Source organism: Capnocytophaga sp. G2 (assembly GCF_035282625.1).
Taxonomy (GTDB): Bacteria; Bacteroidota; Bacteroidia; order Flavobacteriales; family Flavobacteriaceae; genus Capnocytophaga.
Window position 1 is genome coordinate 13,844 of record NZ_JAYKBU010000011.1, and the last position, 13,677, is coordinate 27,520.

The 13,677-nt window shown below is 34.6% G+C and carries 9 protein-coding genes; 2 read left to right on the top strand and 7 right to left on the bottom strand.

Annotated features, from left to right (window positions below):
* Position 1 precedes the first annotated feature (1 nt).
* Complete coding sequence (locus VJJ03_RS07410; RefSeq protein ID WP_323974740.1) at positions 2–1,933, top strand: LTA synthase family protein; 1,932 nt, start codon at positions 2–4, stop codon at positions 1,931–1,933.
* Positions 1,934–1,941: 8 nt separating this feature from the next.
* On the opposite strand, the gene VJJ03_RS07415 is transcribed toward VJJ03_RS07410, so the two are convergent.
* The 7 genes from VJJ03_RS07415 to VJJ03_RS07445 all read right to left on the bottom strand — a co-directional run bounded on the left by VJJ03_RS07415 (position 1,942) and on the right by VJJ03_RS07445 (position 9,274).
* Complete coding sequence (locus VJJ03_RS07415) at positions 1,942–2,985, bottom strand: nucleotidyltransferase family protein (RefSeq protein WP_009745414.1); 1,044 nt, start codon at positions 2,983–2,985, stop codon at positions 1,942–1,944.
* Between the two features lie 36 nt (positions 2,986–3,021).
* Complete coding sequence (locus tag VJJ03_RS07420; RefSeq protein ID WP_323974741.1) at positions 3,022–4,230, bottom strand: UDP-N-acetylglucosamine 4,6-dehydratase; 1,209 nt, start codon at positions 4,228–4,230, stop codon at positions 3,022–3,024.
* 28 nt (positions 4,231–4,258) lie between these two features.
* A complete protein-coding gene (gene lgt, locus VJJ03_RS07425; protein ID WP_323974743.1) occupies positions 4,259–5,179 on the bottom strand; it encodes a prolipoprotein diacylglyceryl transferase in 921 nt (306 codons plus the stop codon).
* Positions 5,180–5,280: 101 nt separating this feature from the next.
* The gene (locus VJJ03_RS07430; protein ID WP_323974745.1) at positions 5,281–6,264 is read right to left on the bottom strand and encodes an endonuclease/exonuclease/phosphatase family protein; all 984 of its coding nucleotides are present in this window, start codon (positions 6,262–6,264) and stop codon (positions 5,281–5,283) included.
* Between the two features lie 60 nt (positions 6,265–6,324).
* A complete protein-coding gene (locus VJJ03_RS07435; RefSeq protein ID WP_009745410.1) occupies positions 6,325–7,461 on the bottom strand; it encodes a glucosaminidase domain-containing protein in 1,137 nt (378 codons plus the stop codon).
* Positions 7,442–8,371, bottom strand: coding sequence for a 1-aminocyclopropane-1-carboxylate deaminase/D-cysteine desulfhydrase (locus VJJ03_RS07440; protein WP_323974747.1), 930 nt, complete (start codon positions 8,369–8,371; stop codon positions 7,442–7,444). The genes VJJ03_RS07435 and VJJ03_RS07440 overlap by 20 nt, the downstream gene beginning before the upstream one ends.
* A 345-nt stretch (positions 8,372–8,716) precedes the next feature.
* Positions 8,717–9,274 carry a DNA-3-methyladenine glycosylase I gene (locus tag VJJ03_RS07445; protein WP_323974749.1) on the bottom strand — a complete coding sequence of 186 codons (558 nt, stop codon included), beginning with the start codon at positions 9,272–9,274 and terminating at the stop codon, positions 8,717–8,719.
* A gap of 180 nt (positions 9,275–9,454) precedes the next feature.
* On the opposite strand from VJJ03_RS07445, the gene VJJ03_RS07450 reads away from it, so the two are divergent.
* Positions 9,455–13,675: a cobaltochelatase subunit CobN gene (locus VJJ03_RS07450; protein WP_323974750.1), complete on the top strand. Its 4,221-nt coding sequence runs from the start codon at positions 9,455–9,457 to the stop codon at positions 13,673–13,675.
* Positions 13,676–13,677 lie beyond the last annotated feature (2 nt).

A 13,677-nucleotide genomic window follows, 5' to 3' on the forward strand; every position in this document is an offset into this window, starting at 1 on the left:
AATGAAACGCATTACAGAATACAAAGCTCTTGCTTATCGTTTGACTTTAGCTTATATATTTTATTTTTTATCACGCCTTTCTTTTTACTGTTTTAATCAAGCACATCTCCGTGTGGAGGGTATAGGTGATTTCTTTCGTCTTGCTTTTTATGGTTTGTTGTTTGATACTACAGCTATTATCTATGTGAATCTGCTGTTTATTTTCCTAAGTGTGCTACCGCTACTTATCAACACTAAGAAAAGTTTTCAAAAAGTACTTTTTTGGGTATATTTTGCTTGTAATATACCTGTATATCTACTTAATTTTATAGATATTGTATATTTTTCGTATAACAAAACACGCCTTACGACCAATGATTGGGCTTTGGTAGAAAACGAACACAATCCACTGACACTCATGGTTGGATTTTTGGTACAATATTGGGCTATTTTTGCTGTTTTCTTAGTGTTAATTGTGTTATGGATATTCCTTTATAGGAAAGTACAAGTCAGAGAAGAAGAGGTAACACATAGAAGGCCTTACTTTATAATCTCAGCAATAGTCTTGGTTCTGTTGGCTCCTACACTTATCTTTGGGATACGAGGGTTTTCATTCAAAGCGGGAGTAATTCCTCTCACTGTAATGGATGCCAGTAAGTATGCACGCGATATTTCTCAGGTAAATATACTACTAAATACACCTTTTACCATCTTTCGTACCATGGGTAAGAACAAGGGCTTTAAGGAATTCAAATTTACTACAGATGCTTATATAGCGGAAAATATTAAGCCTATCAAACGATATGGACGACAGGTTAAAGATCAACCCAATATAGTGGTTATTATTCTTGAAGGTATGGGAGCGGAGTACTTTGGGGTGATGAACCAACATACTCATATTCCTAATTATCGTAGCCATACGCCTTTTTTAGATTCATTGGCTAGGCAAGGATACTATTTTACCAATATATTCTCCAATAGTATTCACTCTATTGAGGGAATTTCAGCAGTAACGGCAGGAATGCCTACTTTTCAAACGGCATGGGTACGTTCGGGCTATGCCCAGCGTAAGGTGTCTTCATTACCTGAAATAGCACGTTCCCTGGGTTATCAAACCCTTTTTGCTCATGGGGCAACTAATGGTTCTATGAACTTTGATGGTTATACTCACCAAATTGGTTATCAGACCTATTTAGGACGTACCGAATTTAATGATGACCGTTATTACAATGGTAGTTGGGGTATAGATGACGAACCTTTCTTACAATATTTTGCCAAGAATATTAATCAAATGAAGCGTCCTTTTTTGGCTACAGTCTTTACCCTATCCTCTCATGGACCTTATACAGTTCCTGATAAGTATAAAAACCAATTCAATACAGGGGATATTCCTATGCACAATGTTACAGAATATACAGACCTATCTCTTTTAAAATTCTTCGATACTATTAAGAAAGAGGATTGGTATGCTAATACTATCTTTGCTATTATTTCTGACCATACTACCGATGATTATTATGATTATTACAAACAGAAAATAGCGCACCATCGCTTACCTATTATCTTGTTTAGCCCGAATAAAGCACTTATTCCTCAAGGGAGTTCAGATACATTAGGCCAACAGATAGATATTTTTCCTACTTTGGTAGATCTTATGGGCTATCAAAAACCTTTTCGCTCTTGGGGACGTAGTCTTCTGAGTGATAAGGCAGATGAGATACCTCGTGCCTTTGTTACACATACTCAGTTTTATCAGCTTATACAAGGTAATTACATCTATGTACTTGATTTGCAAGGAAAAGTGGTAGGGGTGTATGCTAAGGAAGATTTAGACCTTATCCATAACCTCAAAGGCCAAATCACTCATAACGAAGAAATGAAAAAGGGCATCGCAGACATGCGAGCCTTTATGCAGGATTATATGGATAGGATTATCCATGATAAGCTGGAGTAAGTCACAGATTAGTATTCTAGATGTCTTATAAATTCCTGTGCATGCTGGTAATCAACAGGTTTTCCAATATCAATCCAATATCCTATAATTGGATCATAGACAAGTTTTCCTCCTTCACAGATTAATTGTTCCATAACATCTGTAATATCACAATATTTTCCTTTAGGAATTTTCTGAACTAAGGACTTTTTCAGTATATAAACTCCTGCATTAGAATAATATATAAAGCTAGGTTTTTCCTTAAAGTTAACCACTCTTCCTTGATTGGTTTCAAAAATGGCATAAGGTACATCTACTTTGTATTCAGTAGAGGCCACTGACATATCTGCTTGCTCATTGATTAACTTTAGGTAGAGAGACTCAAGATTGATGTTAGTGAATAAATCACTATTCATCAATAAGACATGTTCTGTCGCTATAGAGTCAATTAAGGCTAATGCACCGGCTGTACCCAAAGGTTCTTCTTCTTGTATATATTCAATGTGAATACCCTTTTGCTTTCCATCTCCAAAATAATCTATGATTTGTTTTCCGAGGTATTTTATAGAGATGTAGAGCTTTCGGATTCCAAAACTGATCAGTCTATCAATATTATATTCAATGATAGGCTTACCACCCAAAGGAAGCATAGGCTTTGGAACTGTATCAGTCAAAGGGCTTAGGCGCTTTCCTCGCCCTCCTGCCATAATAACAGCTTCTAAGGGGAGTTTTGCTTTTGTTTTTTCTAAGTCTATAAGCTCCACCATCTGTCCTTTTTGATCAAGAACAGGTAGGATCCTGATGTCCGCTTTTCTAAAACTTTCAAAACTCTGATAAGCACTACTCTGTAAAAGATGTTTAAATGATCGGTTACAAATATCGCCTAACTTCTTTTGTAGATTTTGTTCATTTACAATAGAACGCCTAATATCTCCATCGGTTACAGAACCAATTACTCTATTATTATCATCTATTACAAAGAGGATAAGCCTACTGATGTCCTGTAACTCACTTAGTTTCTTCAGTCCTTCTATTAGATTTTTATCTTTATGTATTAAAACATTCGTTTCCATGTATTGTTCTATCCAAAAAATATACTATTTACCTTACTACATTTTACTATCTAAATATTTCCCAGTCTCTTGATGATCAAAATTCACTAAGAACCTTCTCATCAGTTGGGTTATATCATTCTTTTGGGTGTCAGGGTTGTCAAATAGTTTTGTTAGCTCTTTGATAAAATTTTCTATTTCAGTCAGTTCTTTGAAACTTTGAAGGTTGATCACACCCAAAGATTCATATTTGTCTAAAAGAACTTGTTCTCCTTCGGTATAAAACTCTTCGTAGGGCTTTTCTCCAGTGGTATCACTCTTTGAGAAATAAACAGGATACCATTTGTCATTTTCTTTCCTACTTTCTGCTTTGGCAATAGCCTCTGTCTCACTGTGACATTCTAAGGGTTCATATCCTAAGCCTTTAAGTAATTCTGTAGCTATAGTGGAGAAAGTAAGTGCTTGTTCTTTTTTTAGTTTTGGAAAGTATATTTGCCCTGTAGTTCCTAATATACAAGCCATTAGGCATATTTGTCCACTTTCTTCAGGGGATACAAAATAGCGTGTTACATCTGAGGGGGCGGATAAGGGTTGGTTCTTGGCAATACGCTCTAAAAATCCGGCAGGTAGGGAACCGTTGGAGAAAGCCACATTGGCAAAACGAGCAGTAGTTACAGGGAAAATTTTTGCGTAGGCCATGATCATATCTTCCATAATCTTCTTGCTTCCTCCCATGATATTTACGGGGTTAGCAGCTTTGTCTGTGGAGACACAGAAGAAATGTTCAGGGGGATAATCACATAACAAGTCTAAGAAGCCTTTGGCATTGATTACATTGTTTTTCAGTAAGGCTTCTACAGAATATTTATCTTTTTCTGAGCGTACATGCTTGTGAGCAGAAAAATTAGCTACTATATCAAATCCGCCACGAGCTTTGAACATCTTTACAAAAGTATCATCAGCATAGCTCATGGGGTAGGTTACATAGTCATCGGGTACTGAGAAAGCGGAAGTACTACGTAGCTCACGGGTGAGTTCAGTTAGTCCATTTTCATTAATATCCACCACTACCAAGGTTTTAGGTTTAAAAGGTAATAGTACTTTAATATAAGAACTCCCTATAGAGCCTGCACCTCCTATGACTAATACACGCTTCCCTTCTATGGCTGCGGTAAGCTCTTTTTGGTGAGCATGTAAATCCTTAAGAAACATACTCTCAGGACGTTTGGTAACGTATTTGGATATAAAGTGTTCTATGTTCAACATAAAAAAATCTATTTGTTGTAGTTCCTTTTTAATGTATATCTTTATTTCTCTTAAAGAACAGCAGAAATACCCCAGCGAGGATAAAGGGGATACTCAGCCACTGTCCTGTGGAGAAGATACCTAAGGTATTCTCAATACCGCCTTGACTGTCCTTGACATACTCTACAAGGAAACGAATAGTCCAAAGGGCGATAAGGAACACACCAAAGATAAAATAAGGCTGGTTTTTCCTGTTGGTTTTCCAATAGAGGTAATAGAGCAGCCAGAAAAGAAAAAAGTAACAAATAGCCTCGTAGAGTTGTACTGGATGTCGGTAAGGAATTTGGTTATAGATTTCTACAAATTGTGGGTTGTGGGCAATCACTTCAAAGGCTTTTTGTGGGGTGTTTTGCCCCGTAAGTTCCATAGCCTGATAGGGGCTAAAATCACCTGATTGCAAAAACTTTACTGCAAAAGGGAATGATTTATCCACCACTTTCCCTACAATCTCAGAGTTCATAAAGTTACCAAAGCGAACAAACATCCCTCCTATAGTAATGGGAATCACAATACGGTCAAGTATCCAAGAAAGTTTGAATTCAGGATACCTATGTATGTATAGAATCATTGCTATAATAATACCCACTGCTGCTCCATGACTTGCTAAACCTGCAAATCCTGTAAGCTCAAATTTAGGAGAAAAACGAAAAGGTAGAATAATTTCCAATAAATGATGCTTAAAATATGCCCAATCATAGAAGAAAACATGTCCTAAGCGTGCACCCAAAAGCGTTGCTATGGCTACATAGATGACCAAGGTATCGAGTTTCTCTAAAGGTTTGTTTTCTGCTAAAAAGATTTTTTTGGTGATGTAAAAGCCTAAAGAAAAGGCAATAACAAACATAAGGCTATAGTAGCGTATTTGTATAAAATGCAGGTCAAGTAATACCTGATTGGGATTCCAGTCCATATAAAGAGTTTTATAAGGGACAAAAGTACGAAATCAATGATTAATTTCCTAATGATTAATAATTAATTATTTATTACAAGTTATATGTTACTGATCATTAGTTACTTTCTCTTTATAAAGGTTGCCTTTAGGGGATAATGGTCTGAATAATTGATTCCTGTATATACTTTATGAGAAGTAATCTTAAAATATGGATCAGCAAAAATATAGTCAATGCGAAAAGGAAAATAAGGAAAATAATAAGTCTTTCCAAACCCTGAACCTTCTTCTTGGAAACTATCTATGAGTCCTCTATTCTGAATTTTTTGGTACAAATAAGAAAAGGCAGTATTATTAAAATCCCCACAAACAATAATGGAATATGGAGAAGTATCGGCATGCGCATCAAAAAGTTCTACTTGAGATTGTTGAATAGCAAAACGCTTAGGAAGGCTCAGGAGTATTTTTTTTGAGTTTTCTTGAGTAATTTGAGTATCATCAATATGAAAAGATTCAAAATGCAAACTATACAGGCGAAGAGTATCTTTTCCAAGGACAATATCAGCATATACTCCATTATTCCCTGTATGAGGAAAGTTAAGAGATCCACTTCCTATAATTGGATAATCACTGAGTATAGCCTGTCCTATTTTATCATTTTCATTCTTATAAATAAATCGTTTATATTTATAGAAAGGGAAACTTTCATTTTCCTTTTTATAAAATTCCTGTAAAGCAACGATATTTGGATGCTCTTCTCTAAGAAAAGAAATTATTTTTTCTCGCAAAGTGAGATCCTTACTCCATTTGTAATGGTTCAGTAAACGGACATTAAAACTCATGATACTCGGTTGTCCCTTAAGAGGTAATGTGTTTTGGGAGAATTGCACAAAACGATGCATAAAGGGTAAGCCTAAGAAAAAGAGTACTGCTGAAAATAAGAAGTTCCATTTACGTAATATTAACCATAAAATAATAAAGCCTATATTAAGTATCATTAACAAGGGAGTAAAAACACTTAAGGTCGCATATTCAAAGTATCGTGGAGGAATGAAGGGAAGTACATAAGCGAAAAGTAAAATGACACCTATGATTCCATTTATCAAAAAAAGAATTTTTTCTCTCAAAGAAAGAGTTTTCCACATTGTTTTCATCAAAAATTAGAATTACTCTCGAATAACAAGTATCTGTCCCAAATTCAGATTAGAATTATTCATGTTATTAAGATTCATCAATTGTTCTACGGTTACCCCTGCTCTACGAGCAATACCATACAAAGTATCTCCCTTTTTTACAATATACATTTTTATTATATCCATAGCAGGTTCTTCTGTAATATTATTTGTTGATTGAGGTTTTACCACACGAGTACTATCAACAGTCATACTATCCTTTTTAACAATAGCATTCACTTTTTTATCAGCTATTTGAGTATTACTTATCTTTTGAGCTATTTGCGTACTATCTTTTCTAATAGGAGTATTCTTTTTAGCAGTATTAATACTTGCTGTCCCAGTAGCTGAAATGCTACTCATTTTCCCTACAAGGGCATCATTTCCTTTGGTAATATTTTCTTTTTTATTGCCAACAGGAATAGGAGGAGTATTAGGAATAGGAGAAATAGATTTTTCTTCTTTGTAGGCAAATCCTAATACCTGAGTATCATATTGATGAAGCTCATACTTACTAATAAGAGTAAGAAGTTTTTGAGAATACCCAGGGTCAGTGGCATATCCTGCTTTTTTAAGTCCATAAGCCCATCCTTTATAATCTCCTGCTTTTAGTTCAAAAAGAGAAGCATAACGAGTACGATTTAGAAGAAACTGAGAATGATCCTCAAAGGAAGCCTCTGCATGCTCATATTTACGGAAGCACTCTCCTTTAGCATCATCATCATGGGTAATTGTATCTCCTTCCCAACCATAATGACATTTGATTCCAAAATGGTTACGTGCATGGCGCGCCAATCGTCCTTGTCCAGAACCACTCTCTAATATTGCTTGAGCTAAAGTGATACTTGCTGGAATACCATAGCGTTGCATTTCCACCATAGCAATATCTTTGTAGGTATTAATATATTCACGAATAAGAGCAGGAGTTACTTTCACTGCTGAAGTAGCTCGGAGTTCTTCAGGAGTTTCAGGGATATCCTTATTAATATAGGTTTGAGTACGTTTGCTTTCTGTCAATACCTTTTCAGGAATACGAGTAATAGGTTTTCGAGATGAAAGGCTTCTCTGTGTAGTGTTACATGAACTTACTATCAATAACAAACACAAAAGACTAATTAATTTCTTGTTCATAATTAATTATCTGTTTTTTTGTTTTACTAAGTTTTTGATTCATTCCATATATTCCTTGCAATCCACCAGTGTGAATAGCCATTATTTTACTATTGGGAGGAAAATAGCCCTTTTTTATCAAATCTGTAAGTCCATAAACCATCTTTCCTGTGTAAATAGGATCAAGTGGAATATGAGTCTGCCTGAAGAAATCATTAAGAAAAGAAATAAGGTCTTCATTTATTTTGGCATATCCTCCTAAATTATAATCATGTATAAGTGTCCAATTATCAAAGTTATGTACCCATTTTTTGAGTTCTTCTTCTAGAAACTCTCCTTTAAGAGCAGGAAAACCCAATACTTTTTGATGTACAAAAGCACTATTAATCAGTCCTGCAATAGTACCTCCAGTTCCCACAGCTGTAGCAATATAGTCATATATCTCATCCTCTGGAGTAAGTATCTCCTCTGTACCCTTGATAGCCAAAGCATTAGTACCTCCTTCAGGAACATAGTAATAATCTCCAAAAAGTTGAGCAAGTTCTTCCTTAAAAGCATCCGTTTGTTTTTGACGAAAATGCTCACGACTAACAAAATAAAATTGCATACCACAATCATGAGCAAAACAAAGTGTAGGGTTCTCTGCTACTTTTGTGGCTAATTCATCACCACGAATAACTCCTATAGTTCTTATCCCTGCAAGTTTTCCAGCATAAGCTGTAGCAGCAATATGATTGGAATAAGCTCCTCCAAAAGTTATCAACCGCTTATAACCTCTTTGAATAGCCTCTATAATATTATATTTCAATTTTCTATATTTATTTCCTGAAATATAAACATGAGTTCTATCTTCTCGTTTTATATAAAGTTCTATTCCCTTAGGATAAATAATAGGTACTTTTTGGGTTTCTATGTAAGGGACATCTATCATTCACAGCTATGTCAAATTCTGTTACAAAATTACAAGCAAATATCTATATCAACTAATTTGTACAGAATGGGCATTAGAAAATATTTCTGTTTTTAAGAAATAAATTAGAATAAGATATATATCATAAATGCTTATATATCAAATATTTACAACTATATTTAAATATATTAAAGAAGAGAAATTAACAAGAATAAAATAATTTTCAACAAAAATAGAATTGTTGTTAATTAAGAGTTATCAACAATATTTGTTCATATAAAAAAGTTAATTGTTTATAATAAAAACATATAGAATAATATGTGTATTATTCTATATGTTTTTTAACAAAGTAGACTATATATTATTTTATTCTCTTGTAAAACAATTTTTTAAATGGTCATTTATACGACCCGTTGCTTGTAAAAAAGAATAGATAATTGTAGTTCCAACAAATTTGAATCCTCTTTTTTTCAAATCTTTGCTCAATAGGTCTGACAAGGGAGATTGTGAGGGAACATCTTCAAGTGTATCAGGGTAATTATCAATAGGATTAGGGACAAATCTTTTAAGATAATCACCAAAAGAAGTATATTCTTCCTGTATTTCTATGAATCTTTTCGCATTATTAATTGCAGCTTGGACTTTAAGTTTATTGCGTATAATTCTTTCATTGGAAAGAAGTTCTTCTACTTTCCTTTCATCATAAGAAGCAACTTTCATAGGATCAAAGTCATCAAAAGCTTTGCGAAAGTCATCTCTTTTTTTCAATATAGTCAACCAACTTAATCCTGCTTGGAATCCCTCTAAAATGAGAAACTCAAAGAGTGTATTTTCTTCATAAGTGAATTTTCCCCATTCAGTATCATGATAATCTATATAGAGAGAATTACCTTCACACCAAGTACAACGTATTTTTTGCTCCATTCTTGTTATAATTACTTTCCAAACTCAAAGATAATTATTTTTTTCATATAAACATTACAACTATAATTATTTTTATTCATTCTAAGTAATAATTTTAAAAAAAGTTGTACCTTTGCGGAATTCAAATTATATAAAATAAATCTAATTATTAATTAAGAAAAATATATTAATCTCCTTATTATGAGAAAAAAGATCCTACTTATTACCTCCCTATTATTTATTGGGATATTGGGTTACTTTGTATGGCGCAAGTACATAGCGCCTACGCGTATTGCACTGGTAAATTTTCTGAGCTATCAGTCCTCTAATGTGGCATTATCCAATAAGGATAGGTTTATCAAATTTGAGGAAGTCCCTCTAGAAGAACTTGATAGACTCAAAAATTATGACTTTGTACTTATTTGGGGAATGGGTATGAAAATAAGTGAAGAACAACGCAATCTCCTTATAGAAACTTCACAAAGGGTACCTTTCCATAGTTTTGCTGTTACTAATCCGGATAATGATATTAATAGCCTCAATGAAAAAGATCAAAAGCGAATATCAGAATACTTAGAGAGTGCTAATAAAAATAATTATCAAAACTTAGCTCGATATGTACGCAAATATATTGATAAAAAATGGTTTGCTACCGAACCAGCTCCAGCAATTGAACGTAAAGAAAACGTATACTTCCATCTGGATGACGAACTCTCTTTCAATAATTTACAGACGTATGAAGAATATCTAAAGAAGAATAATTATTACAAAGAAAATGCGCCTCGTATTGCTGTTGTATCAGGATTACATGAACCTTTTGGTGGGAACAAAGAGCATCTCAATGGGGTTATTTCAGCCCTACAAAATGAAGGAATGAATGTATATCCTTTTACTGCACAAGCCAAAAGAATAGAATTTCTAGAAGATATCAATCCTGATGCCATTGTGTATTTCCCTCATGGACAAATGATGATGGGGGCTCCTGAAATATTCATTAACTGGATCAAGCAAAAAAACATTCCTATCTTTACAGGACTTTCCGTACTCTCTCTTAAAGAGAATTGGGAAAAAGATCCCATGGGTATGTCTGGTGGCTTTTTAGGGCAAACCGTTGTTATGCCAGAATTAGACGGGGCACTTTATCCCTATGTAGTTATAGCCCAAGAAAAAAATAAAGATGGTTATTACTTTCTTAATGCTATTGGAAATCGCACAGCAAAGTTTGCTAAAATCATACATAACTTCATTGAACTTAAGAAGAAACAAAATCAGGATAAAAAATTAGCCATTGTTTATTTCAAAGGAGTGGGGAAAAATCCGCCTGTAGGACAAGGTTTAGAAGTAGTTGAATCTCTTTATCATTTCTTACAACAGCTTAAAAAAGAAGGATATAAAGTAGATAACCTCCCTCCTACTGTGGAACAATTCAATACGATACTTAACAATCAAGCAAATACTTATAGAGCAAGTTCTAAAGGAGAAATAGAAAGATTCTTTAATGGAAATCCTGCTTTGGTTGAGGCAGCAGAATTGGACAATTGGCTCCAAAAAGCACTTCCAAAGTCTCTATATAAAGAAGTAATTGCTCATAACGGGACTATACCAGGAACTTATCTTAATACCGTCAAAAATGGGAAGGATTATTTAGCTGTGGCTCAAGTTTCTTTTGGAAACATAACCATTTTACCACAACCTCCTGCTGCTATTAGTACAAAAGATGATTTCAAAGTACAACATGGAGTAAAAGAAATCCCTCCTTATGCCTATATAGGATCATATTTATGGATACAAAATGGACTTAAGGCTGATGCTCTAATTCATTTTGGCACTCATGGATCTTTGGAGTTTACTCCTAATAAGCAAGTAACCCTTTCTGATTATGACTGGGGAGACATTCTCGTAGGCACTGTACCTCATTTTTATTATTATACTATTGGTAATATTGGAGAGGCAATGACTGCTAAACGCCGTTCCTATGGTTCTTTAGTGTCCTATCTTACTCCTGCTTTTACTGAAAGTGATATGCGTAACACTTTCAATGAACTAGAAAATGCTATTCTCTCTTACCAAAAAGTGAAAAATTCCACTGATAAAAATACCATTTCTTTGCATATCAAAAAATTAGCAGTCAATATGGGACTACATCGTGACTTGCGCTTAGATAGCATTCTTAGTAATCCCTATACAGAAACCGAAATAGACCGACTATCCAATTTCGCAGAGGAAATAGCCACTGAAAAAATCAATGGAGAACTCTATACGATGGGGATACCTTATTCTCCTGACAAAATCAATTCAACTGCCATGGCCATGTCTGTTGATCCTATTGCTTATAGTTTAGCATCTTTAGATAAACTTAATGGAAAGGTTACAGAAAATGATCTAAAGAGAAAAGTATTTTTTTCAGAAAAATATCTGAATCCAGCAAAAGCACTTGTACAACAGATTTTATCAGGAAAGCCTGTAACAAATGAACTTATCTGTGAGTATGCTAAAATAACTTCAGAAGAATTGCAAAAATCAAAGGAAATAATGGCTCAAGAAGAAGAGGGTAGCATGCCTTATTTCCTAAAAAAACAGATGACAAAGGCTTCTAATTCTCAGCAAAAACCTGATACAGAAAAGAGTAAGAAACCTGATGCTATAGGAAAGGCTACTAAAACAAAAAAAGCTCCTGTAAAGAAAATAGAGAATAAACCTCTTAGTGAAAAGGAATTAGCTGAGATAGCTATTAAAAAGGCAAAAATAGATCGCGCTCGTGCCATCACAGATATAGAAAAAGCAATTACAAGTGTAAGTGTCTATAAAGAAGGTTTAGAAAGTAGCCCAAAATTAGAAGAGAAAGCTTTTTTTAATGCACTCAATGGAGGATATACATCTCCCTCTTCAGGGGGAGATGCTGTAGCAAATCCTAAAGGAGTCCCTACAGGGCACAATCTCTATTCCGTAAACGCAGAAGCTACCCCTTCTAAATTAGCATGGGAAAGAGGAGTCGTTTTAGCTCAAAATATCATTAATGAATATAAGGAAAAACATGGAACTTTTCCTAAAAAAATAGCCTATACTTTTTGGAGTTCTGAATTTGTGGAAACTGAGGGAGTTTCCATAGCTCAAGCATTATATATGTTAGGGGTGGAACCTATATGGGATACTTTTGGAAGAGTAGGAGACATTCACCTAATTCCTTCTGAAGAACTTAAAAGACCTCGTATAGATGTGGTAATACAGACCTCTGGACAATTTCGTGACTTAGCCGCCTCTCGCCTATTTTTAATTACTAAAGCTATTGAAATGGTAAGTGCCTTACCTCAAGAAACCTATCCTAATGAAGTAAGCGCTGGTACAGTGAATATAGAGAAAGAATTAGTAGAAGCAGGAGTACCTCCTAAAGATGCCCGTGAAATGTCCACTCAGCGTATCTTTGGAGGATTACAAGGAAGATATGATACTGGCATTAAAGAACTTATTAATGCTGGAGATAAGTGGGAAACCCAGAAAGATATTGCGGAAGTATACATGCACAATATGGGTGCTTTCTATGGAAGTAGAGAAAATTGGAGTAAATTTCAAAACGGCATGTTCCGTGCAGCTATTAAAAATGCCGATGTACTTATCCAACCTAGACAAAATAATACCTGGGGAGCTCTTAGTTTAGATCATGTATACGAATTCATGGGAGGTATGAATGCCGCAATCAAAGAAGTTACAGGCAAGGATCCTGATGCTTATCTCGCCGATTATCGTAATCATAAGAATATGCATATTCAAGAACTTAAAGAAGCTATAGGAGTTGAAGCACGAGCTACGGTACTCAACCCTAAGTATATCAAGGAAATGATGAAAGGGGAAGCTTCCAGTGCTGGACAAATACAAGAGATTGTTACCAATATGCATGGATGGGAAGCTACTCGACCTGAATTAATTGATGATGCTCTTTGGAATGAGGTATATGAAATTTATATAGAGGATAAGCTCAAATTAGGAGTAACTGATTTTATCAAACGAAAGAATGTTGCTTCCTTGGAAGAAGTAACAGCAGTAATGTTGGAAGCCACTCGTAAAGGAATGTGGAAGGCATCACAAGCACAAGTAACTAAACTTGTAGAGTTACATACCAATCTTGTTAAAGAATTTGGTGTAGAATCCTCTCAATTTTCATCTGAAAACAAAAAGTTACAGCAATATATCATGCAAAAAGCCTCCCCTACTAATGCTCAAACTTATCAGTCTCAACTCACTAAAGCACAACAAGCCAATAGTGAGGAGTTTGACACTAAGAACAGTAGGATTCTAAAAAAAGAAGAAAACTCCACCACAGGAGAACAAAAGAAAGTATCTTTCAATACCCTATGGGTTTCTATAGCAGTGTTGCTTGCTTTTGTAGGATTAATAGTTTTCATAAGAAGAAGAAGAAAAAAATAGTC